This is a genomic window from Candidatus Binatia bacterium, assembly GCA_026415395.1.
GTDB lineage: Bacteria > Desulfobacterota > Binatia > HRBIN30 > HRBIN30 > HRBIN30.
The window spans coordinates 82,653-105,871 of the sequence record JAOAHD010000020.1; the positions used below are offsets into that span (position 1 = coordinate 82,653).

The following is a 23,219-nucleotide window of genomic DNA, read 5'->3' on the forward strand; positions in this document are numbered from 1 at the left end:
ACGCCCACGAGGTGTGTTGGCGGTATCCCACGGCTTCGCCTCGAAGCCGTGGGTGGCTGAGTTCGCGCTGTTGGATCCTGCCGGAGAACCCATTTTCCTGCCGGTGCGCATGGCAACGCACCCTACCTTGTTCGCTGCGAGTCGATCAGAGCAAGTGCAACGGATGGCCGGGCGCGGCAAGGTGCAGGCGGTTCGCGACGTCGGTGCCCCGCATCTTCCGCGAGCGACGCCGCGGTTGCGCCGTTGAGGCGGGTCCGAGGGGTGCCCCGAGGTGGTCACGTGTCGATTCGTTGGGCTGCTTTCGTTGACAGGCGTAGGTGCTTTCTCTAGCGGCAGAGCATGCGTTGGGTTTGGCTGCTGCTCGCGGCACTGTGTGTCGGTCTGGCCCCGGCAACCGAAGCTGGGGCAACGGGAGTACTTTCGTGCACTTCGCTTGTCGAGGGCGAGTTTGCAGCCACCGTGGAGGCTGCTCCGGTGCCGTCCCTCCGGAGCCGTGGCCAGCGCCCGGATCTCAAAGCGCTGCGGGGCGATGCCAGCCATGTCCGAAGCGGCGTCGTCGAAGCAAGCGCGGAACGACGGCCGCTAGCCCTGGTACGCGTTGCCCGCGACGCCCGCGCGACGGCGCACGCGCGGCACTTATTGCTGTGCGTATTGCGCTGCTGAGTCAACGGCCTCGGTAACGCAACCGCTCGCGCCCAGTCGACACCGCAGCCGGCAGTAGCTGCGAAAACAGGGCGACGCCGCTGCGCATTCCTAGCCACACGTGGTGCGCGGGCAATTAGGGGCGGCGCCAATTCGTGCTCGTTTACGAGCGGGCGCCCGACCTCGTCCAGGGAAGATTCCAGGTTGGGAGTGCGCCGAAGCTTCCTGCGAGGGTCACAAGAGGAGTGAGATGAGAATAGAGTCCAACGGCTGGTTTTGCCTGCGGGAGGAACCATGCGTGTGAAGAACGCTTGCGGCAGGTGGGGCATGCTTGGTGCGTTCCCGGCAGTTTTGTGTTGCGCCCTAGTCGCTGCCGGCAGTCCCGCCCCAGGGCAGGTGCTGTCGTGGCGGGAAGCCCTCGACCTCGCCGAGGCATCGCATCCGCGGCTGCGTGCGGCGCTAGCCGAGTTGGAGGGTAGCCGCGCGGCAGTGCGCACGGCGAGGGGGTTTCCTAATCCGCAAGTGGCGGCGGCAAGTGGGCGACAAGCGGTGCGCGTGGCGGGCAACGTTTCCGGAATGGCGCACGCCTTTGCTGCAAGCCAACTCCTGGACGTTGGGCCGGTGCGGTCCAGTCGCGTGTCCCTCGCGGAGCGCGAGGAACACCGTGCGGCGCTGCAGTTGGAGTTGGTTCGGCTCGAAGTCTTGAGCAATGCGCGCCGGGCGTTTTTCGAAGCCTTGCACAAGAAAGACGAGCTGGAACTTTTGGAGGACAACGTCCGGCTCGTGCAGGAACTCTTGCGCAAAGTGTCTGTCCGCGTGGCGGTCGGCGAAGGGGCTCGGCTGGAGGCGATTCGCGCGGAGGCGGAAGTGGCGCTGGCAAGCACCGCGGCCAATAAAGCCCAGCTCGAACGGGTCCGTACGCTGGCGGAGCTGCGGAACGCCATCGGACTGCCACCGGCTGCGCCGCTCGACGTGCACGGAGAACCTGATGCACCGCAAGCGTTATCGCCGCTCGAAGTGATCCGTGCGGAAGTGGTGGGACATCATCCGTTACTCCAGCTTGGACGCGCTGAGGTGGAAGCGGCTGAGGCACGGCTCACCCATGAACAAGCGTTGCGGCTCCCGCAGCCCTCCTTCGTTACCCAGGTCGACTACCCGCCGGACACTCCGGTTTACCTCTTCGGGTTCGAGCTCCCCGTGCCGTTGTGGAACTTGCGTCAAGGGCCCATCGCCGAGGCCCAGGCGGCGCTCCGCCGAGCACACGAAATAGCGCGCATGCGTGAGCTCGAATTGTTGGCCCGTTTGGAAAGCGCCTACCAGCGATATCAGATCGCAAACCAGCAGGTCCAAGCCATCGAAGGTGCGTTGCTGCGTGAAGCGCAGCAGGCGCTGGAAGCCACCGAGGCTGCCTATCGGCTCGGTGAGCGCGGGCTGCTCGATGTGCTCGATGCTCAACGAGTACTCCGCACCGTGCGCCTCAGCTTGGTGCAGGCGATTTACGATCGCCAAGCAGCCCTGATCGATCTTGACGAGCTGCGTGCTCGCGACCCACGCGAGCGCACCCCATGAAACAACCGGAAGGAGCGACATGCGCATGCGACAGAATCTCCGGTCCTGTGGTCTTCCGCTGCTGATCTTGGGGCTCGTGCTCGGCTGCTCTTCGGGAGGGAGTCAGCCCGAGCCAGACCCCGCACGCACGGCTTCCGACAACCCCTACGAGGTGAGTGCCTCCGAGGCTTTGCTCCAACGCTTGCAGCTCGGCTCGGCGCAGAGAAAACAGGTGAACAGAAAGATCCCCGTGCCGGCGCGGATCGAGGTAGACGAAACCCGCGCAGTCTTGCTCGGGTCCCCCGTGCTTGGCCGGGTGATTCAACTCCCGGTCCGCGAAGGCGAGCCGGTAAAACGGGGGCAGCTACTCGGCGTTTTGCATGGTGCTGATTTGACCTCGGCGCAGGAGCAGTTTTTGAAGGCACTCGCCAAAAAGCAGTTGGCGCAGCGCGCTGTCGAACGCGCCAACGTGCTGCTCGAAGGCGGCGTGATCGGCTCTGCCGAGGTCCACCGGCGGGAAGTGGAACTTGTCGAGGCCACTGCCGAGGTCGCCGCTCTACGGGATCGCCTAGCCATGCTCGGCATGACCCCTGACGCCATTGCTTCCTTGGAAGCATCCCGCCGCATCGACTCGGCATTGCGAATCACAGCGCCCATCGATGGCACGCTGCTGGATCGCAAGGTGGTTCTGGGTCAGGTGGTGCAACCAGGCGAAGCGCTGTTCGAAATCGCTGACCTTTCGAACCTATGGTTGGTGGCCGATGTTCCAGAACAATACGCCTCGTTGCTGTTTCCCGGCCAAGCCGTAGAGGGAGAGATTCCCGCACTGAACGGATACGTCGTGCGGGGAACACTTTCGTTCGTCGCTGCCACCGTCGATCCGCAAACCCACACCATCCGCGTTCGCATGGATATTCCCAACCCTGATGGCAGGCTCAAGCCCGCGATGATGGCCAAGATGGTTTTGCTCGGGCCGAGCGAGGAACGCACGCTGGTGCCGCTCAGTGCGGTGGTTCGCGAGGGGAATCAAGAGTTTGTGTTCGTTCAGGCGGGACCGAATACCTTCAGGCTCCGTCCGGTAACCCTTGGCGAGGAGCTCGGCGACGAACGTGTAGTGTTGGCCGGCCTCGATGGGCACGAGCAACTTGTTTTGAACGGGGCCTTTCACCTGAACAACGAGCGGCGCGTGCAAAAGTTGCGTGGGGAGGCGAGCTAACCCATGCTGAACGCTCTCATTCGTTGGTCGCTGCAGCAACGGGTGGTTGTCCTCGTTCTGGCGGTGATTGGCGTGGTGTTTGGTTTGCGGGCGCTGCAAACGTTACCGATCGACGCATTTCCGGATGTCACGAACGTTCAAGTACAAGTGGCAACCGAGGTGCCCGGGCGCTCGCCTGACGAAGTGGAGCGCATGGCGACGATTCCGGTAGAAATCACCATGACCGGGCTGCCGGGCTTGGTGGAAATGCGCTCGCAAAACGAGCCCGGCTTGTCGATCGTGACGTTGGTCTTCACCGACGACACACCGGTGTACTTCGCCCGCCAGCTCGTGGCCGAGCGCTTGGCCGAGGCGAAAGCGCGCATGCCGCAGGGGTTGTCGCCGGTGCTCGGACCGGTATCGACGGCCTTGAGCGAGGTGTATCAGTACACCTTGGAGCGGCCGGACGACGGCACGCGGCCGCTCACCAAGGAGGAACTGCTGGAGCGCCGCACTATTCAGGACTGGGTGGTGCGTCCACTCCTGCGCTCGGTACCGGGCGTGGCGGAGATTAACTCCACCGGCGGTTATGTGAAACAGTATCAGGTGCTCGTCGACCCCTTCCGGCTGCGGTTGTACGGAGTCAGCATTGCGGACGTGCAAGAAGCATTGGCCCGGAACAACGCCAATTCGAGCGGCGGTCTGTTGCCCCGTGGCCCGGAGATTCTCCTCGTCGGGGGCTTCGCCCTCATTCGCCATATCGATGAGATCAGATCCATTGTGCTCAAGGAAGTGGGCGGCACGCCCGTGTTTATTCGCGATGTTGCCGAGGTGCGGGTCGGCGAAGAGGTGCGCTACGGCGCAATGGTGAAGGGTGGAGTGGGCGAGGCTGTCGGAGGCATCGTGATGATGGTGGCGGGAGGGAACGCCAAGGAAGTTGTGTCCGCCATCAAGCAACGGGTCGAAGAAATCAACCGAAAACAGTTGCTGCCGAACGGCTTGCAAATCGTGCCGTACTACGATCGCTCCAAACTGGTCGACGCCGCTCTCGCCACGGTGAGCCGGGTGTTGGTAGAGGGCATCGTTTTGGTTGTCGTCGTACTCTTTCTTTACCTCGGCGACGTGCGGTCAAGCCTGATTGTGATCGCCACCTTGCTGGTCACACCTGCAGTGACCTTCCTGTTGATGAACTACCTCGGCATGTCAGCCAACCTGATGTCGCTCGGGGGTTTGGCGATTGCCATCGGGCTGATGATCGACGGCTCCGTGGTGGTGGTGGAAAACGTGTTCTCGCGACTGTCCCACTCCGCACCTGGAAACCGCCTCCACGTCGTGCGCGAGGCGGCAAGCGAAGTGGGGGTGCCCGTGACCTTTGGCGTGGGCGTCATCATCCTCGTGTTCCTGCCGCTGATGACCTTGCAGGGCATGGAAGGCAAATTGTTCGCGCCCTTGGCTTACACCATCGCGCTGGCCTTGGCGGTGTCGCTCGTGTTGTCGCTGACCTTGTCGCCGGTGCTGTGTGCCTATTTTCTGCGCGGTGGGCAGGAGCACGATACGAGGCTGGTCCGCTCGTTAAAGCGCCCGTACACGTGGTTGCTCCTTCGCGCCGTATCGCAGCCAGGCTATACGCTCGCTGCGGCGGCAGCGCTGTTTACTTTGGCGCTGTTGCTGTTCCCTTACTTGGGGACCTCGTTTATCCCCGAACTCAAAGAGGGCACGATTTCTCCCAACATCAACCGCGCACCGAACATTGCTCTCGACGAATCCATTCAAATGGAGCTCGAGGCGCAGCGGCTGGTGAAAGACATTCCGGGCGTGGACTACGTCGTGTCCCGCTTGGGTCGGGGGGAGTCGCCCATCGATCCCGCGGGCTACAATGAGACCGACATGATGATCGAACTTCTGCCGCCCGCAAAACGCGGCGGGCGAACGCAGGACGAAATTGCCGACGAGGTACGGCGGCGTCTGGCGGTGTTGCCCGGCGTGAACATTGTCATGGCTCAGCCTATCTCCGATCGCGTGGATGAGATGGTCACCGGTGTGCGGGCGGACATCGCTGTGAAAATTTTTGGCGAGGACCTGGACATCCTGCTCGAAAAGGCCAACGAGGTCGTCCGGGTCGCGAACACGATCCGGGGCACGGGGGAGATCAAAGTCGACCGTGTCGGCGGGCAGCACACGTTACGCATCGTGGTCGATCGTCAAGCGATCGCCCGCCACGGGCTCGATGCCGCCGATGTTCATGACATTATCGAGGCAGCCGTGGGCGGTCGCGGTGTGACGGAAATTTACGAGGGCGAGCGCCGGTTCCAAGTGGTCGTGCGCTATCCCGAGCACCTGCGCAACAGTGTGGCCGCGATTTCGAACATCACCGTGACCGGTCCGCAAGGCGAGCCGATTCCGTTGAGCGCGGTGGCGCGAGTAGAGGTTCAGGAGGGGCTCTCGCAGGTGCGGCGAGAGCAAGGGCGGCGGCGCATCGCTGTGGCGATCAATGTGCGCGACCGCGATCTCGGCGGCTACGTCAGCGAGCTGCAAAGAGAAGTGGAGCGACGGGTGTCGTTGCCTTCGGGGTACTTCTTCGAGTGGGGCGGGCAATTCGAGAACATGCAGCGAGCGCGTGCACACCTGGCGGTGATCGTACCGGTGACGATTGGTGCGATTTTCTTCTTGCTGTTCTTATTGTTCCGTTCCGTGCGCTTGGCGGCGCTGATTATTCTCGTGTTGCCCTTCGCCTCCATCGGAGGAGTGGTTGGCTTGTTCGTGACTGGCGAGTACCTGTCGGTTCCGGCCTCCATCGGTTTTATCGCGCTGTGGGGCATTGCGGTGTTGAACGGTGTGGTGCTCGTGTCGTACATCCGCACGCTCCGCCAACAAGGCCTCCAGGTGGCTGCGGCAGTTGTCGAGGGCGCGCAGCGACGCTTTCGTCCGGTCATGATGACTGCCACGGTCGCTGCCCTGGGGTTGGTGCCGTTTTTGTTCGCGACCGGCGTTGGCGCGGAAGTGCAACGGCCGCTGGCGGTGGTGGTGATTAGCGGACTTGTCTCGTCCACGGTCCTGACGCTGGTCGTGCTCCCCGCTTTGTACCGTTTCTTCGACGTGGCTCCACAGGAGCAAAGCGCGGTCGAGTGAAGAGCGCCGCCCGCCATTGACCGTGTTCGCGGTTGGATACCCAGGGTGCAGAAGCGCCTCGGGCGACGAGGGGCCGAGCCCTCGCCGGTACCCACCCCCGGACAGCTACGGGGTGCACCGCGCGCGGAGCGTCGGTGCGGAGCCAAGCCCAAGCCGGTCTCGCATCGACGTTGTGGCTGATATGAAGGCCGGGCGCTCCTCTAATGCTTCCGCCGGTGGTTCTCCAGGTCGTCACATTGGGGCCGACGGAACGGGGCTTGCCGACGCCGGTGCGGGCAGGTGCGTCAGCGCTCCCACACCACGTATTCGTCGAACTCCTGGCCGTCGAGGGTGACGGAGTAAGGGCCGGCAACGAAGAAGTCCGCAATGTAAGGTTGCGGTTCCAGATGCAAACGCGCGCGGTCTTCCTCCAAGGCGCGGCGAAACTCGTCATCCGACGGGCGCGGAGCGCCCTTCGGCACGCGAACGATGGCTAGGGCTGTGGCGGTTGCGCGCGACATCGATTGCAAAGTTGGCCGGATATAGTTTCGCCGCCCGGTGCTTGCAACTCCGTTCACGCCGAGGGCGGCATGGCGACACGCTTGGTATTGCGGCGGAGGATCCCTGGGGCCAACGCCCGCACGACGTAGCTGGCGCGGATAAACGGAGGAACCGTAATCTCCCGCTTCCCGGCCCTCAAAGCGCGCACCACGGCGTCGACCACGCGCTCCGGTGGGATCATCAAGCGCTTGGCAACCTCGGGCATGCGCCGCCGCGCGGCCTCGTTGAAGAAAGGGGTGTCGATCGCTCCTGGGCAGACGATGAGCACGTGCACGCCAAAGTCTTCGACCTCGTACGACAACGCTTCGGCCAGGCCCACTTGGGCAAACTTGGTCGCGGCATAGGCACTTTCGTCGGGCACCCCCAGCTTGCCGGCAACCGAGGCCATCATGACGATCCAGCCGCGCCGCTGCTCGATCATCCTCGGCAGCAACGCTTTGGTCCAATACACGGTGCCGAAGTAATTCACTTGCATGATGTGCTCGATGTCGTCGATGTCCCACTCGAGGAACGGCCGGTGTCCCCCGTACCCAGCGTTGTTCACCAGCAAGTCGACGCCGCCGAATTCCCCGACAACGCGTTCCGCGGCGGCGAACACTTCATCGCGTCGCGCCACGTCGCAGGGCAACACCAACGCTTGCCCGCCTCGGTTCCGAATTTCCTGCGCCACGCGTTCGAGTTCCCCGCGCCGTCGAGCCACCAGGGCAACCGCCGCCCCTTCCCGCGCGAAGCGCTTCGCCAAGAGTTCGCCAATGCCGCTCGATGCGCCGGTTACGACCGCTCGGATGCCCGCAAACGACTCGAGCCGCGCCATGGCCACATCCTCTGCGAGCGGCTCTGCCACAGTCGAAGCCACTTGCCAAGCACCGCTGCGTTCAAGCGCTTTTGCGCGACCATCCTTGCTGCACCTCGCCAGCAAACGTGGCCAGGGTCACCGGCTCGCCGATTCGGGCGGAATGATACGCGGCTTCCGCTAAGCGTTGCGCTTCGAGACCCACCTCCAGGCCCGGCGCGGGTGCAGAGCCACTCCGCAAGGCGCGCAGGAAGCTTAAATCTTGCAGCAGGTACGCAATGCCAGCAAAGGGGGCGAGCTGCGGCGGCTCCACCGTAATCAACTTGCCAAAGCGCGCGAGCACCTCCTCGGCGGCGATGGTGGTCTCTGGCCCATCGCCAACCTGGTAAAGCACGGGTCCGAGAAAATCGAAATCGCTCGCCACAAAGCCCGTTCGGCAGAAAATCTCCAGGCGGCGGTTGGAGGGGCGCTGGACCATGTCATGCCAAACATTGACGAGTTGGGCTTGCAGCCCGCTGGCGAATTGCAACTCCACGGCCACGTAGTCCTCCACACCCTCGTAGCCCGCGATGTTGCGCGACCACGCTTGCAATCGCACGGGCGGGCCGAAGAGCCAGGCGAGCAAGTCGAGATCGTGCACGCCGTGCTCGATCAGCGTGCCCCCAGCCGTCAGCCGGCGATCCGCCCGCCACTGACTGTGGTGAACCCCGCGGATGGGGAACACTTGATCGTCGCGGAAGATGACGGCCATGGGCTCGCCGAACGAGGGATCGTGCAACAAGGCGCGCATGACAGTGTACACTGCGGAAAAGCGCAGCACGAGTCCGATCTGGTGTGGCACGCCGTGGCGCCGCACCGCAGCGAGCATTGCGGCACCTTCGGCATACGACATCGCAAGCGGCTTTTCACAAAAGATGGCGAGGCCCCGCTCTGCCGCATGGTGCACGAACTCGGCGTGGAAGGCCGTCGGACAGCACACGAACACAGCATCCATGGCGCCGCGCTCGAGCAGATCGTGACCATCGGCGAACGACTCCCGGAAACCGAAGAGCGCCACCGCCTGCTCGCGCGCAGCGGGGTCTGGGTCCGCCACGGCCGCAAATTCAACGTGGTCCGGAAGTACGCTGGCAATCTGCTGCAAAGCGGCAGCGTGCGTGCAGCCAATCACCCCAGCGCCAATCAAGCCGATGCGTGTGGCAGGCATAGGAGCGGCAAGCTACTCCAGGTGCCTGCTCTGGCGCAAGGGAGCAGGCAAACGGGGAAGGATCGCGTGCGCGTGCTGCGGCCTCAGTTCAATTCTTTGCTCGAGTATCCCAGGATACGGCGCGCCACAATTAGCAGGTTGATTTGCTGGGTGCCCTCGAAGATGTCGTTGATTTTCGCATCGCGCATCCACTTCTCGAGCAAGTACTTGCGCGAGTATCCCAGCGGACCGAGCAACTCCACGGCTTTTTGCGTTACCTGGGTGACCGCCAAGCCCGCCTTGGCCTTGGCCATCGACGCCTCGAGGTTGTTGTGGCGTCCTTGGTCCATGAGCCAGGCGGCGCGCCAGGTCAGCAGCCGTGCGGCTTGCAGGTTGGCTTCCATATCCATGAAATCCCGCTCGATCGCCGTAAGTTTGTTGCGCGCTACGCCGTAGCGGATCTTGATTCCTTGCTTCTCCAACTCGGCCCGCACGAAGTCGAGTGCCGCGCGGCCAATGCCAATGGCACTCGCTGCCACCGCCGGGCGGGTTGCGTCGAAGGTGGCCATGGCGCCCTTGAAGCCTTCCGTCGAGCGTTGCACTTCTGGGCTACCGAGGATGTTGTCGAGTGGAATGCGACAGTTCTCGAAGACGATCATCGCCGTGTCTGAGGCGCGAATGCCCATTTTGTCTTCCACTTTGACGACCGTCATCCCAGGCGTGCCGCGCTCGACCACGAACGCTTTGATGCCAGCACGCCCCGCCGACTTATCCACTGTAGCCCACACAACCACGAAGCCGTCGGATTCCTGTGCAGCCATCTTGCCGCTGGTGACGAAAATCTTCGTGCCATTGAGCACCCAGTGGTCGCCATCGCGCACGGCCGTGGTCGTGATTGCTGCGGTATCGGACCCGCAATGCGGTTCGGTGATTGCCATGGCTCCCCACTTCGGTGGCCCGGAGCGGAATCGTGCGAGAAAACGCTCGCGTTGTTCAGGCGTGCCGGCAGCAGCCACGGCGGCACCCCCGAGGCCGGGATTGGGGATGGAGAGATAGAGGCCAGCGTCGCCCCACGACAGTTCCTCGATGCTCACCACGGTTTGTAGGTTGCGGACCGACGGGGCGCCAGGCTCTCTCTTCCCTCCGCCGCCGAAGCTCACGGGGCTGGTCGCCTTGGACGCTTCCCACATCGCATTCAAAAAATCCCACGGCTTTTCGTGCTCCCGTTCATCGTACTCGCGGGCAATGGGGCGCATCATGTTCTCCGCTACCATGTGCACCATGTCGCGCGCTTGTTTGACCTGCGGGGGCAATTCGAAATCGATCATGACCGTTTCTCCTTCCTCTGCTTCTCAGGCAGTGAGCAATCCTTCGAAGGTGGCAAAACCGCGGGCATTGCGCAGGAAGAGCTCCACCAAGTGATCGCGGATGTAGCCGTGGCCACCCAAGATTTGCACGCCCCGATCTGCCACCATCAGCGCCATGTTGGCCGCGTACTGCTTGGCCAGCACCGCCTCGCGGGTGGCGTCTTCGCCGCGATCGAGCTTCCAAGCTGCCTCCCAGGTGAGCAGCCGGGCAGCGTCGATCTCGATCGCCATCTCCGCCAGCATGAAGGCAATGGCTTGTTTTTGCGCAATGTACACGCCAAAGGCCTTGCGCTCTTTCGCGTAGTCGCGGGCGTACTCGAACGACGCGCGCGCCACACCCACGGCAGCCGCGGCCAACGCGACCCGCTGCAGGTTCAGCAACCGATCCACATTGCAACCGGCGGTTCCACCTAAACGTTGTTCGGCGGGAATCCGACACTGCTCGAACGCCACTTCGTAAGTAGCTAGGCCTTTGAGCCCCATGTTCTTCTCGCGCTCCAAGATGCGCAGCCCCGGTGTGTTGCGCTCGAGCAAGAATACGCCGACCTCGCTGCTATCGGCAACTCGGGCAAACACTGCCAAATGCTCTGCTTCCGCCGCAAGCGGAACGAAGCATTTGGTTCCTTCGAGAATGTAGGAACCGTTTTTGGGCGTGGCCGTTACCGCAAGGGAAGCGAGATCGAAGTCCCAGCGGGGCTCCACCACGGCCGCCGTTGCGGCGGTAAACGGCGTGCCCGTGTAGCGCGGCAGGATGGCGCGCTTTTGTTCCTCCGTGCCCGCTTCGATCACCGGCACCACGAGCAAGCGCGGCGCGAGCAGGTGGCAAGCAATGGAAAGATCCGCCCAAGCCAGCTCCTCGATCACCAGTGCGCTGGTCACGGCACTGTGAGCTTCGCCCGCCCCACCGTACGCCTCGGGAATGAGCGCTTGCGTAAGCCCCAACTCCCACCCTTGCTGCACGAGGGCCGAAGGGATTTCTCCCGTCTCGTCGCTCGGCCGTGCCAGGGGGCGCACTTCTTCGCGGGCGAAGGCAGCAACGGTGTCGCGGATTAGCTGTTGCTCTTCCGACGGTTCGAAACTGACCATGATGAGATCCTCCTTTTGTCCTGCTGCGCCGGCACTCGTGGCCGAGCGCTCAGCCAGGTCAGAAACTGCTCGCTGTTTTCATCGAGAGCTCGCTTGAGGTCGAAACTCGCCGGGTCTTGGTAGTATTGAATTTCCAAGCCCATGACGGCACCGGCAAACATGCCGGCGGCAAGCTGCGCATCGACTTCGGAACGAAAGCGCCCGAGCTGCTGGCCACGCTCGACGAGGCTGGCCACGAACGCGCGGAAGCGCCGCATCATGTCGCGAAACAGCTGCTCCAGCGCTGGATATGTGTCGAGCGCTTCGACCATCAAGGTGACGATCAAGCGCCGGTGGTTGCTGCGCGTGGCGTGCTCGTGACAAATCCGCCCGAGCGCCCGGATGGAGTCGGCAGGGTCGTCCACGGAAGCGATTTCCTGCACCACCCGGCGCTCGAATTGGCCGACGCGGTGCTTCACAGACTCGAGCAAAAGCTCCTGTTTGTCCTTGAAGTGGTAATACAAAGCCCCCTTCGTCACCCCCGCCGCCTTGGCGATGCGTTCGATCGACGTTGCCGCGTAACCGTACTTGGCGAAGCAATCGATGGCCACGTTCAACAATTCCCGCCGCGGATTCTCTCGGCTTGAGAGCCCCTGGGAAGGCATACTGAACGTTTAGTATGTTCCCGCGTCCCGGGCAAGCTGGTTTCTCCGGTCAGCGCTGTTCGAGGAGAACCCGGGTAGTGCGTGCGCGCGGAGGCGAGAGGGTGGCGCCTGGGCCGGGTCGACGGGTCACAACGAGCTCTGCAGGGTGGGGAGTGGTTCGGCGGAGGATGACTGTGCGGGTGCGGCTTGTTTCCGGGTGAGTTCCTTCTAGAAAGCCAACGCAGGCGAATGCAGCAGCGCAATATGCTCACTGTGACCGATCATTCCCGGCAGCGGGCGGGGCTCCGCTACGTTTACCCGGTATTGTCGCGGCGCTCGGGCGGACTGTCTGTGGGGGTGAACTTGAACCCGAACAATGCCTGCAACTGGCGGTGTGTGTACTGCCAGGTGGAAGGTTTGCAGCGGGGTGCCGCGCCGCGCATCGACGTTGCGCTGCTCCATCGCGAACTGGAGGACTTCATCCGGCAGGTAGTGTGCGGAGACTATCTCGAGCGGCATTTGCCGGTGGGGTTCCGTGTGCTCAAGGACATTGCCATCTCCGGCAACGGCGAGCCGACCACAGCGAAGGAATTTGCCGAAGTGGTCGAGACCATTGGCGCAGTTCGCACGCGCTTTGGCTTGGGCGCCGCGGTGAAAACTGTGCTGATTACCAACGGCAGCCAGTTACACCACCACGGTGTGCAGGTGGGGGTGCGCTCGCTTGTACAGTGGCAGGGTGAGGTGTGGTTCAAAGTCGATCGCGCCACAGCCGAAGGGTTGTGGGAAGTCAACCGCACGCGGATCCCCGTGGCGCGCGTGGAGGAGAATGTGCGGCTCTGTGCCGAACTTTGTCCGACTTGGATCCAGACCTGCTGGTTCGCCTGCGATGGACTCCCGCCGGCGCCGGCAGAGCTCGCCGCGTATCTAGAGTTCTTGCGCCAGGTGCAAGAACGCGGTGCCAAGCTGCGAGGGGTGTTGTTGTACACCTTGGCGCGTCCGTCGGCTCAACCCGAAGGAATTCGCCTTGCGCCATTGCCTGCCGAGGCCTTGGAACGCGTGGCGGAGCGCATTCGCGCGCTCGGGCTGGAAGTGCGCGTGAGCCCCTGACGGCGGCGGCCTGAAAGCGCTATCGGTCACGGGCTTTGTTGAGCTCGAGATTTTGCATTGTAGGGAGGCAGAACTCGCGTGTTTGAACAGGGACTGCGAAAGCCAAGCTGGGTCGTGGTCATGGCCTTGGTGGGGGTGGCCCTGATCGGGGGTTGCGGCTCGGATGGCGAGCCGCCCGGAGGCGCGGGAGTGGCAGCGCGTCCGCCCTGCCCGCAATTGGGCGTGCTGCCGGATGCTCCCAACGTATTCGAACTCCAGTGGGGAGCGACGAATACGAACGCCGCCTTGGGCTCGGGAAACATGACGAGCACCCTGTCTCTTTGCGGGGAGATCACTTCTCTCAAGTGGCCCGGCCCGAGCTATTACGACCAGCTCGATTACCTCACTTCAAACGAACCCGACGCTCGCTTAAAGCCGCATTTTGGCGCGTTGGACAGTGCAGGGGCATTCCCCGGACTCGCCTATCGTACGCGGTCCGGCCAACGTGGTTTCACCTGGCTCCGTGATTTGCCGTGGGAACACCAGCAGCAGTACACGAACGATGCTTCCAACGTGGCACTCACGATCATGCGGAACAACGCGCTCGGACTCCTCGTGCGAGCGTACCAGTTCATTCTTCCCGAGCGAAATGTCTTGGTGAACCACTACGAAGTGGAGCGCCAAGCCAACTCTCCTGTGCAAGAGGCGACGTTGATTTTTTACAGCAACTTTGCCCCAACGATGTCGCGTCAGCCGTTGTTCCCGGTGGCCGATTGGGCGCTCGACTTTAAAAACGACCATGCCGTGGTGTACGACGCGGGGGAGCGCGCTGTGCTCCATTACCTGCCGCAGAGCGAACGAGTCGATCAGCATCGGTTGGCGCGGGTGTCGCAAATTTTGCGCGAGCCCGGCCAAGGCAATGCCCTGCAAGAGCAAGTGGCCGCGCTGATCGGAGAGTTGGACGAGCCCGGTGTCTACATTGCCATGGGGGTCCGCGGGGGTGACGATGGGTACCAGTGCGGTTTCGACCAGACGGACATCTGTAAGCTGCAAAGCCGGCTAACGGAAAACACCATTCGGGTGTTCGACCTTGGTGACACGTTTGGCGAGTTCGTCCGCATGGCGTTCCAGTGCGAGCGCCAGATCACACACCCTGATGGACCGCTCGGGGAGTGCCGCAGCCGCTTGGGTTGGGTGTATGAAGCGGAAAGCGCTTACAGCGATGCGCTCGACGGCGTGTTGTCCGGCTCTCCCATCGCTGCCTGCCAAGCGAACGCGGCCTTGGCGAAGCGCTTGTTGTTCGCCGGCAACCAAGCGGAGGCGACGGTGGACATTGCCATCGCCGACACCCGCGATCACGCGTATGGCATTTTGCGCGCTACGCGGGCGGAAGACGTCAATGCCCAACGTGCCGCCACCGAGGCGTGGTGGCAACGCTTTTTGGCGCCAGCGCGCTTGCCGAACACCGACGACCCGGTGGTGCTCGCGTTCGCCAAGCGTTCGCTGATCGTCATCCGCACGGCGATGGACGAAGCGAGCGGCGGCATCGTTGCCAGCGTGAACACGCAACCACCGTACGGTGAGGATTGGCCGCGGGACGGCGCCTTCATCAACTACGCGCTCGACATCGCTGGCTACCACGAGCTCGTAACCCGCCACAACAAATTTTACGCGCGGGTACAGCGCAAGCGGCCGGCAGACTGGTCGCCCTTGTACAGCTTTGGTCCCTGTAACCGCCAGCAGCCAACATATCCGGCTTGCGTCCCCGCTGGCACCGTGGAAGCCAACTATTACACCGATCCGGTGGCCGCGATCCCCGGCCTACCCCTGTCGTTCGAAATCGATGCTGCCGGACTCGTCGTGTGGACGTTGTGGGAGCACGCCAAGTTCCTGCAGGACCCAACCGAGCGCGCGCAGTATTTGGCCGATGTGTGCTCCTCGATCGCACTCGGAGCCACCAACCTGGCGAACTGCAAGGACGAGAGCAACAACCTCCAATGTTACGCCAACGAGGATGACACGATTCCCCTCACCCAAAGTTTGCTCGGTGCGCAAACGGTTTGGCTGGCGTTGCAAAGCGGTATCCAGGCAGCCGAGGCGTGCGGGTTCGAGCCGGGCGAGGTGGAACGTTGGCGTGCGCGGGCGCAAGAGCTCGCCGATGCAATCCCGCGGCATTTCCTGAAGCAGGAGCCAGTGCCCCATTTGGACGGACCCCGGGCGCCGTGGGTGATTTGGCCGGTGAAATTTCTGTCGCCGTCTGACCCGCTAGCGACCACGCACGCCCAGCGACTAAAGGAGCAAGGGATCGATCCGATCCTGAAGCGCACCGCGCCAGAAAGCGGCTACAATGCCGAGCCGCTGTTGGCTCTCGCATACTTGGCGCGCCAGCGGAACGATCAGCAAGCGCTTGCCGAGCTGCGCCGTGCCGTGCAATTTTTCGTGCGCAACCTCACCACTAACGGCACCCTGCATATCTCGGAGGCGTATGGACGCGTGCAGGTTGACCGCAACGGCGACGGGGAGGCCCCGGATTACTGGCCGCAAAACGACGTGCCCCACGTGTGGGAGCACGCGTTACTCTACACCGCGGCGATGATGGCCTTTGGCGAAGGGCCGGTCGACTAGCGCTTTCCCGCGCGTGGGTGCCGAACGAACGGAGGCGGAGTGACCGCCCGCTTACGCGGCACCCGCCGAAGTGCTCGAGCCCGAACGGCCGCCTGGCTGCTTGCGCGCAGGCGGACGCGTACCGCCCCCCAGGGCTTCGACGCTGGCGATAAATTGCTCGCGTGTCACCGTGGGCGACACGCGCTGCACCTTGGCAAGAATTTTCTCGCGCTCCGCCGCGGTGCGCGCGGCGCTGAAACGCGCCCGCAGCTTCGCCAATTTCTTGCGTCGGTTGCGGCGGCGGCGAATTTCCCAACGACGGTCTTGTCGAGCCATAACCTCCCTCTTGTGTCAGAACTGTCGATCCTGCTGTGCCGCGCGGCTGGCGAACACGTACACCACACCATCGCGAACAGCCACCTCGAGCCTCTGTAAAAACTTCCCGCAGGGCGGACCGGCAACACACTCACCCGATTCGGGCAAGTACAACGCCCCATGGGTGGCGCACTGCAAGTAACGGCCGTCAGTGGTGAAAAAGCGATTTTCTACCCAATCGAGGGTCATCGGGACGTGGCAACAGCGGTTGACGTAGGCGTAAAACTTCCCGCTGTATTTCACGAGAAAACATTCTTCCTCGTTCCCGTCGACTCGGGCAAAGAATTTCTTCGTTGTGCGATCTCCAACCTCGTCGGCGCGGGCAACAGGGATCCACTCCTCGGAACTGGAAGGCACGGCCTCGCTGTATAGCCCCGGGGAGTTGTCGCGCAATGCAACGCCGTTGCTCATCAGCCCCTCCCGCACCGCTCACCGGCAAAACTCAGGAGACTTGCCGCAAACGGGCCGCTTGAAGCCGCGCCTCGGCCCAACGCTTGCGCGCGTCGGCTTCCACATATTCGGGTGACCCGAAGGCGGCACGTTTGAGCACGGCTTCGGCACTGGCCAGTTCCTCGCGCGTGGCTTCGGCGGAGATCTGCTCCGCAGCTTGAGCGTCGTCGGCAAGGATGGTCACGATGTTGTCGCGCACCTCGGCAAAGCCGCCGCGAATGGCAACCGCTGCCTCCCGTTGATCCTTGCGATAGCGGAGGACGCCCGTTTCCAGCGAGGATAGGAACGTGACGTGTTCCGGCAGCACGCCGAACTCACCCACGGTACCCGGGGCGGTAACCTCCTGAACCTCGGTTTCCAGGAGCGGTTGTTTCGGGGTGACGATGCGGAGCAGGAGTCGACTGGCCATAACCTACGCAGCCAAACGGCGCGCCTTTTCCAGCGCGTCCTCAATCGTGCCGACCATGTAAAACGCTTGCTCGGGCACTTCGTCGTGCTTGCCTTCCACGATTTCTTTGAAGCCGCGAATGGTGTCGGAAAGTTTCACATACACGCCTTTGATGTTGGTGAAGGCTTCGGCCACGTGGAACGGCTGCGAAAGGAACTTCTGGATTTTCCGCGCGCGGGCAACGATGAGTTTGTCCTCTTCCGACAACTCGTCCATACCCAGGATTGCGATGATGTCCTGCAAGTCCTTGTACCGCTGGAGCACCTCTTGTACCGCGCGCGCCACTCGGTAGTGCTCTTCGCCGACGATGTTGGGGTCAAGGATGCGCGAGGTGGAATCCAGCGGGTCCACGGCCGGGTAAATCCCAATTTCGGTCAGCGCCCGGGACAGCACGGTGGTGGCGTCAAGATGGGCGAAGGTCGTTGCCGGCGCCGGGTCGGTCAAGTCGTCCGCCGGCACGTAAATGGCCTGCACTGAGGTGATGGCGCCGCGCTTGGTGCTGGTGATGCGTTCCTGAAGCTCGCCCAAATCGGTGGCCAGCGTGGGCTGATAACCGACCGCCGAGGGGATGCGTCCGAGCAGCGCCGACACCTCCGAGTTTGCCTGCGTGAAGCGGAAGATGTTGTCGATGAACAACAGCACGTCCTTCCCTTCAACGTCGCGGAAATACTCGGCGGTAGTCACAGCCGTAAGCCCCACCCGGGCACGGGCTCCGGGCGGCTCGTTCATCTGCCCGTAAATCAGTGCGGTCTTGGAGATCACGCCCGACTCTTTCATTTCCAGCCACAAGTCGTTCCCTTCGCGCGTGCGCTCTCCCACACCGCCGAACACAGAGTAGCCGCCGTGGTGCGTGGCGACGTTGGAGATCAGCTCCTGGATGAACACGGTCTTGCCCACGCCGGCGCCACCGAACAGACCGATCTTCCCACCACGCGCATACGGGGTGAGCAAGTCGACAACTTTGATGCCGGTTTCGAACTGCTGGATTTCCGTTGCTTGGTCGACAAACTTGGGCGGCTCGCGATGGATGGGGTAGTAATCCTCGCCCTCCACGGGGCCGGCTTCGTCTACAGGTTCGCCCACCACGTTGAGGATACGGCCGAGCCCTTGCGGCCCCACGGGAACCTTGATGGGCCCGCCGGTGTCTTGCACGGGCATGCCGCGCTTGAGGCCTTCGGTGGCGTCCATAGCGATGCACCGCACCGTGCGCTCACCGAGGTGTTGAGCGACCTCGAGCACGAGGTTCCATGGTTGGCTGCTGATGGACGGGTTGCTTACGCGCAAGGCGTTGTAGATCGGCGGTAGGTCACCGTTGGGAAACTCCACGTCGACTACTGGACCGATCACCTGGGTGATTTTTCCCATGTTCATGATGGCAGACCTCTCATCCTTTTAATGCTTCTGCACCGCTGACGATTTCCATGAGCTCTTTGGTAATCGCAGCTTGGCGCGCACGGTTCATCTCCAGCGTCAGCCGATCGATCATCTCGGCGGCGTTGCTCGTGGCACTGTCCATCGCCGTCATGCGCGCCGCATGTTCGCTCGCTTGCGCTTCGAGAAACGCCCGGTGTACGAGCACCCGCACGTATTGGCGGAGCAAGCGATCGAGCAACGTGCCTGCATCTGGCTCCACCAGGTACTCGCGCCCGCCGTGGCTCCCTTCGGATGCCGGTACGATCGGGAGGAGTTGCTCGACCGTGGGCACTTGCGACAAGGCCGAGCGAAAGTGGCTGTACAAGACAAAGACGGCGTCGGTGGTGCCGTCGGCGTAATCGGCTGCGACTTTGTCGGCGAGGCGCTGGGCGAGAGCCAAGTCTGGCCCGCCGAATAGATTGATGTGTTTGTCGGCCACGATTACGCCGCGTTTCTTGAAGTAATCGAACCCGCGGCGCCCGACGAACGTGACATGCACGCGGTCCCGCCCGTGCTGCGCCAGCAACTGCTCGGCGCGACGGATCAGGTTGCTGTTGTAGGCGCCGCACAACCCGCGATCGGCTGTGACCAGGATCAGATCCACGCGGCGCACCTGCTCGCGCCCTTGCAGGAGCGGATGGGGCGAGTCGCTGCTGCTCGCTGCCACGTGGCGCATGAGTTCACTCAACTTGTCGGCATAGGCGCGCGCGTTGGTGGCCGCCTCCTGTGCACGGCGGAGTTTGGCGGCCGAGACCATTTTCATCGCCTTGGTGATTTTCTGTGTGTTTTTCACCGATGCGATGCGCTTGCGGATTGCCTTGAGACTGGCCATGGCGACGACAGGACTCCTCGCAGGACGTTAGGGTTTACGGCTGGAAGATGGCTTTGAATTCGTCCAGCACGGCGTTGATTTGTGCCTTCAACGCATCATCGAGCTGTTTTTTCTCGCGGATCGCTTGCAGGATTTCCGGATGCCGATTGTCGACAAAGCGATACAGCTCGGCTTCGTACTTGCGCACGGCCTCCACTGGCAAATGGTCCACATAGCCGTTGGTGGCGGCATAAATAATCAGGATTTGCTTTTCCACCGGTAGCGGCTCGTACTGCCCCTGTTTCAACACTTCCACCAGCCGGCTCCCGCGCGCCAACTGGCGCTGCGTGGTGGCGTCGAGGTCCGACCCGAACTGCGCGAAGGCGGCCATCTCGCGGTATTGTGCGAGTTCGATGCGAAGCGAACCGGCGACTTGCCGCATGGCGCGAATTTGCGCATTGCCGCCGACGCGCGACACCGAAATCCCGACGTTCACGGCGGGCCGCACGCCGGAGTAGAAGAGGTCCGTCTCTAGGAAGATCTGCCCGTCGGTAATTGAAATCACGTTGGTGGGGATGTATGCCGAGACGTCGCCCGCTTGTGTCTCGATGATCGGCAGCGCAGTCAGCGAGCCGCCGCCTTTCTCGTCGCTCATTTTGGCGGCCCGTTCGAGAAGCCGCGAGTGCAGATAGAACACGTCGCCCGGATACGCTTCGCGGCCGGGCGGACGGCGTAAGAGCAACGAGAGCTGCCGGTATGCCACCGCGTGTTTGGAGAGATCATCGTAAATCACCAGCGCATGTCGCGCGGTGTCGCGGAAGTATTCGCCCATCGCACAGCCGGCGTAGGGAGCAATGAACTGCAAGGGCGCAGCTTCGGAGGCGGTGGCGGCTACGACGATCGTGTAGTCCATGGCGCCAAAACGCGTGAGCTTTTCCACCACTTGCGCGACTGTAGAGCGCTTTTGCCCCACGGCAACGTAAATGCAAAAGACGTCGCCGCCTTTCTGGTTGATGATCGTGTCAACGGCCACGGCAGTCTTGCCAGTTTGGCGGTCGCCAATGATCAGCTCCCGTTGCCCGCGGCCGATGGGGATCATCGAGTCGATGGCTTTGATGCCCGTTTGCAGGGGCTCTTTCACCGGCTGGCGCCACACAATGCCCGGGGCCTTCAGCTCGATCCGACGGGTCTCGGTGGCTTCGATCGGCCCTTTGCCATCGATCGGTTGGCCGAGCGCGTTCACCACCCGCCCGAGCAGCGCCTCGCCGACGGGCACTTCGGCAATGCGGCCGGTGCGCCGCACCTCGTCGCCTTCTTTGATCAGGTGCGCTTCACCGAAGATGGCGGCACCGACGTTGTCCTCTTCAAGGTTGAGCACCATGCCGTAGATGCCATGTGGAAATTCCAGCAGCTCACCGGCAGCAGCCTCTGCCAACCCGTAAATGCGCGCGATGCCATCGCCCGCCGACAACACGCGGCCCGTTTCGCGGATTTCAATTTCGCGTCCGTATTGGGCAATTTGCTGTTTGATGACTTCGCTGATCTCAGCCGGTCGGATTTGCATCGTTTTCTGGTCTCCTCCTCAGTGAGATACGCCCGCACCGAGACGGGCGACGAGTACGTGAAGTTGATTGGCCACGCTGGCATCGAAGACCTTGCCCTCGACTTCGACAACGAATCCGCCCACAAGGGAAGGATCTTCGGTGACCGTAGCAATCACCGTTTTTCCCGTGCGCTGTTGCAAGAGCTGCACGATGCGGTCGAGCTGCGCTTGGGTCAGCGCCGCGGCACTGACAATGCGGGCACGGGTCCGGTTGTGTAGCTCGTCGAGCAGCCGTTCGTAGTGATCGCGAATGGTGGGGAGTTCGCGCAGGCGCTTGTGTTCGGCGAGATAGTCGAGGAATCGGCCGAACAGGTCCGATAGTCGAAGCTGCTCCCGCACCACGCTGGTAAGCTGCCGGCGTTCCGGAGCGGTGAGTAACGGGTTGTTCCATGCCGAAGCCAGCTCCGGGCTCCGCACGAGCTCGGCAAGCTGGTTGAGCTCGCTTCCAATCGTGTCTTCCAGGTTTTGTTCGCGAGCGAGCGCGAACAAGGCTTTGGCGTACCGCCGGGCTACCGCACTCATCCCTGCACCTGCCGCACGAAATCTTCTACTGCCCGCTCTTGCTCTGCGCTGCCCCAATTGCGCCGCACAATCTCGCGGGCGATGGCCACTGCCTGTTGCACGAGTTCGCTCCGCAACTCTTCCTCTAAGCGCCGCAGCTCGGCGGCAACCGTGCGCTCGGCATCTTTGCGGATGGCTTCCGCCGTCCGCCGCGCTTGTTCGAGCACACGCTCCCGTTCGCGCGCCAAGTCGGCTTCCACTTGTTGGCGAAGCTGGGCCACTTCCGCATCGAGTTGGGCGAGCCTTCGTTGCCACTCAGCGCGCAGCTCTTCGGCTTCTTTGCGGGCGCGGGCAGCAGCCTCGAGCTCCTCCACCACTGCGGTATGACGCTCCCGCAACCATAGTCGCACTTGCGGCCACACATAGCGCGCAAGCAGCCAAACAAAGAGGGCGAAGTTGACGAAGGTGAAAAAGAGCGTGGCCCAGGGAATCCCACCGTGAGCTTCGTCGGCGCCATGGCCGCCTGGGCCTGCCGCCCAGGCTACCGCTGGGACACACGGTAGCGCGAGCCACCACCACCGCTGCCCGAGCATGCTCACGCGACCTCCCTTCCGAGAAGCTGCCGCGCAATGACCCGCCCCACGGTTTCCGCTTCGCGCACGATGCTCTCACGCGCCGCTTTCAGCTCGCGGTGCAGTTGTTCGCGGGCTTCGTTGATCCGGGTTTGCGCATCGCTGCGCGCAGCCGACACGATGCCCTGTTCTTCTTGAGCAATGGCTGAGCGCTGGTTCTGTAGTTTCGCCGTAATCTCCGCCCGCGCGCGGGCGAAGGCTTCCTCGTATCGTTGCCGGGCCTGCTCCGCTTCCGTCCGCCACTGCGACGCAAGCTGCCGGTTTCCCAGGGTGCGCTGATCGCGCTCCTCGAGCACGCGGAGCATCGGCTCCCACGCGATGCGGCGCAGCACGAGCCACAAGACAAAGAACGAGATGAGCTGAACCAAGAACGTCCAGTCCGGAGGGAATGTCAGCATGGCAGACCTGCCCAGTGAAAAACTTGCTTAATCGAATGCATAAGAAAATGGCCTCAATCGGATTACGCACGAACGCCTCTTCCGAGGCTAAAGCCGCGCGCCCCGGAAAGAGGCGTTCGCATTGCTTCGTAGATTGTGAACGCAGCCTTGCCTAGCGAAGCGTTACTTCCCACCTCCTGCGGAAGTCGAAACCCCGGCAGGCCGTTCCTCCCGGGGGAATTGTGCAACCTTGGCGCGCTCGCCACTGGCGGAGGCAGCGCTCGTGGCCGCGGACTTCGCCTCGCCTTGGGCACCGCCCATCGAACAGCGCCCTTCGAACACCACGCCTTCGTGGATGACCAGGCATGGAGTGGTGATGTTGCCGAGGAGACGCGCCGGAGCACGGAGCTCGACGCGCTTGCGTGCGACCACGTCGCCCGTGAGCCTCCCGGTCAGAATCACCGTGCCGGCGGTTATTTGCGCTTGGAGAACAGCGCTCTCACCGATAATCACCGCCTCCTGTGCTTGAATTTCCCCATCCACCTGCCCATCGATGCGAACGCTCCCCTCGAAGCTCAACTTTCCTTCCACGCGGCTGCCCTTGCCGAGGTGCGCTTGCACGCTGGGCTCGGCCGGAGCAGGTTCGCCGGGCAGAACCGGAGAGTTGATAAACGCTGGCCTGGCATCGTCGGACCGCTGCGATTTGTCGTCCTTGCCAAATAGGGCCATAGCAAAACTTCTCCTCTCGGAGGGGATCTTAAAGCGCCCGGCGTATAACATGGCCCCCACTGCTTGTCAAAAAGCGTTCGCTTC

At 62.9% G+C, this 23,219-nt stretch carries 23 protein-coding genes; 7 read left to right on the forward strand and 16 right to left on the reverse strand.

What is annotated here, in order from left to right; translation table 11 throughout:
* Positions 1–16 precede the first annotated feature (16 nt).
* From N3C12_15005 to N3C12_15025, 5 genes are all read left to right on the forward strand, one after another.
* Positions 17–247 (forward strand): hypothetical protein, encoded by a 231-nt coding sequence (locus N3C12_15005; protein ID MCX8073734.1) that lies wholly within the window; start codon positions 17–19, stop codon positions 245–247.
* Positions 248–339: 92 nt separating this feature from the next.
* The gene (locus N3C12_15010; GenBank protein MCX8073735.1) at positions 340–663 is read left to right on the forward strand and encodes a hypothetical protein; all 324 of its coding nucleotides are present in this window, start codon (positions 340–342) and stop codon (positions 661–663) included.
* Positions 664–936: 273 nt separating this feature from the next.
* A complete protein-coding gene (locus N3C12_15015) occupies positions 937–2,211 on the forward strand; it encodes a TolC family protein (GenBank protein MCX8073736.1) in 1,275 nt (424 codons plus the stop codon).
* A 25-nt stretch (positions 2,212–2,236) separates the two neighbouring features.
* On the forward strand, positions 2,237–3,406 hold the full coding sequence (locus tag N3C12_15020) for an efflux RND transporter periplasmic adaptor subunit (protein MCX8073737.1): 1,170 nt from the start codon (positions 2,237–2,239) through the stop codon (positions 3,404–3,406).
* Positions 3,407–3,409: 3 nt separating this feature from the next.
* Entirely contained in the window at positions 3,410–6,514 is a 3,105-nt protein-coding gene (locus N3C12_15025) for a CusA/CzcA family heavy metal efflux RND transporter (GenBank protein MCX8073738.1), read from the forward strand.
* Positions 6,515–6,798: 284 nt separating this feature from the next.
* Here the strand turns inward: N3C12_15025 and N3C12_15030 are convergent, their stop codons facing one another.
* The 6 genes from N3C12_15030 to N3C12_15055 all read right to left on the reverse strand — a co-directional run bounded on the left by N3C12_15030 (position 6,799) and on the right by N3C12_15055 (position 12,073).
* Complete coding sequence (locus tag N3C12_15030) at positions 6,799–7,014, reverse strand: hypothetical protein (GenBank protein MCX8073739.1); 216 nt, start codon at positions 7,012–7,014, stop codon at positions 6,799–6,801.
* 53 nt (positions 7,015–7,067) lie between these two features.
* The gene (locus N3C12_15035; GenBank protein ID MCX8073740.1) at positions 7,068–7,868 is read right to left on the reverse strand and encodes an SDR family oxidoreductase; all 801 of its coding nucleotides are present in this window, start codon (positions 7,866–7,868) and stop codon (positions 7,068–7,070) included.
* A 61-nt stretch (positions 7,869–7,929) separates the two neighbouring features.
* A complete protein-coding gene (locus N3C12_15040; GenBank protein ID MCX8073741.1) occupies positions 7,930–9,051 on the reverse strand; it encodes a Gfo/Idh/MocA family oxidoreductase in 1,122 nt (373 codons plus the stop codon).
* Positions 9,052–9,134: 83 nt separating this feature from the next.
* The gene (locus tag N3C12_15045; protein ID MCX8073742.1) at positions 9,135–10,358 is read right to left on the reverse strand and encodes an acyl-CoA dehydrogenase family protein; all 1,224 of its coding nucleotides are present in this window, start codon (positions 10,356–10,358) and stop codon (positions 9,135–9,137) included.
* Positions 10,359–10,382: 24 nt separating this feature from the next.
* Positions 10,383–11,483, reverse strand: a complete 1,101-nt coding sequence (locus N3C12_15050) for an acyl-CoA dehydrogenase family protein (protein MCX8073743.1) — start codon at positions 11,481–11,483, stop codon at positions 10,383–10,385.
* Positions 11,447–12,073, reverse strand: a complete 627-nt coding sequence (locus N3C12_15055; GenBank protein MCX8073744.1) for a TetR/AcrR family transcriptional regulator — start codon at positions 12,071–12,073, stop codon at positions 11,447–11,449. Before N3C12_15055 ends, N3C12_15050 begins: the two co-directional genes overlap by 37 nt.
* Before the next feature lie 282 nt (positions 12,074–12,355).
* Between N3C12_15055 and N3C12_15060 the strand changes: the two genes are divergently transcribed.
* Positions 12,356–13,213 carry a radical SAM protein gene (locus N3C12_15060; protein ID MCX8073745.1) on the forward strand — a complete coding sequence of 286 codons (858 nt, stop codon included), beginning with the start codon at positions 12,356–12,358 and terminating at the stop codon, positions 13,211–13,213.
* 78 nt (positions 13,214–13,291) lie between these two features.
* The gene (locus N3C12_15065; protein MCX8073746.1) at positions 13,292–15,817 is read left to right on the forward strand and encodes a hypothetical protein; all 2,526 of its coding nucleotides are present in this window, start codon (positions 13,292–13,294) and stop codon (positions 15,815–15,817) included.
* Positions 15,818–15,868: 51 nt separating this feature from the next.
* Here N3C12_15065 and N3C12_15070 read toward each other — a convergent pair whose 3' ends face one another.
* The 10 genes from N3C12_15070 to N3C12_15115 form a co-directional block, all read right to left on the reverse strand.
* Positions 15,869–16,132 (reverse strand): hypothetical protein, encoded by a 264-nt coding sequence (locus tag N3C12_15070; protein MCX8073747.1) that lies wholly within the window; start codon positions 16,130–16,132, stop codon positions 15,869–15,871.
* Between the two features lie 15 nt (positions 16,133–16,147).
* On the reverse strand, positions 16,148–16,582 hold the full coding sequence (locus N3C12_15075) for a Rieske 2Fe-2S domain-containing protein (GenBank protein ID MCX8073748.1): 435 nt from the start codon (positions 16,580–16,582) through the stop codon (positions 16,148–16,150).
* 31 nt (positions 16,583–16,613) lie between these two features.
* Positions 16,614–17,030, reverse strand: a complete 417-nt coding sequence (gene atpC, locus N3C12_15080) for an ATP synthase F1 subunit epsilon (protein MCX8073749.1) — start codon at positions 17,028–17,030, stop codon at positions 16,614–16,616.
* A gap of 3 nt (positions 17,031–17,033) precedes the next feature.
* Positions 17,034–18,440: a F0F1 ATP synthase subunit beta gene (gene atpD / locus N3C12_15085; protein ID MCX8073750.1), complete on the reverse strand. Its 1,407-nt coding sequence runs from the start codon at positions 18,438–18,440 to the stop codon at positions 17,034–17,036.
* 13 nt (positions 18,441–18,453) lie between these two features.
* Positions 18,454–19,314 (reverse strand): ATP synthase F1 subunit gamma, encoded by an 861-nt coding sequence (gene atpG / locus N3C12_15090; GenBank protein MCX8073751.1) that lies wholly within the window; start codon positions 19,312–19,314, stop codon positions 18,454–18,456.
* A 34-nt stretch (positions 19,315–19,348) separates the two neighbouring features.
* Positions 19,349–20,857 carry a F0F1 ATP synthase subunit alpha gene (atpA, locus tag N3C12_15095; protein ID MCX8073752.1) on the reverse strand — a complete coding sequence of 503 codons (1,509 nt, stop codon included), beginning with the start codon at positions 20,855–20,857 and terminating at the stop codon, positions 19,349–19,351.
* 18 nt (positions 20,858–20,875) lie between these two features.
* Positions 20,876–21,418, reverse strand: a complete 543-nt coding sequence (gene atpH, locus N3C12_15100) for an ATP synthase F1 subunit delta (protein ID MCX8073753.1) — start codon at positions 21,416–21,418, stop codon at positions 20,876–20,878.
* Positions 21,415–21,990, reverse strand: a complete 576-nt coding sequence (gene atpF, locus N3C12_15105) for a F0F1 ATP synthase subunit B (protein MCX8073754.1) — start codon at positions 21,988–21,990, stop codon at positions 21,415–21,417. The genes atpH and atpF overlap by 4 nt, the downstream gene beginning before the upstream one ends.
* Before the next feature lie 2 nt (positions 21,991–21,992).
* Positions 21,993–22,427, reverse strand: coding sequence for an ATP synthase F0 subunit B (locus N3C12_15110; GenBank protein MCX8073755.1), 435 nt, complete (start codon positions 22,425–22,427; stop codon positions 21,993–21,995).
* A 162-nt stretch (positions 22,428–22,589) separates the two neighbouring features.
* On the reverse strand, positions 22,590–23,186 hold the full coding sequence (locus N3C12_15115) for a polymer-forming cytoskeletal protein (protein MCX8073756.1): 597 nt from the start codon (positions 23,184–23,186) through the stop codon (positions 22,590–22,592).
* Positions 23,187–23,219 lie beyond the last annotated feature (33 nt).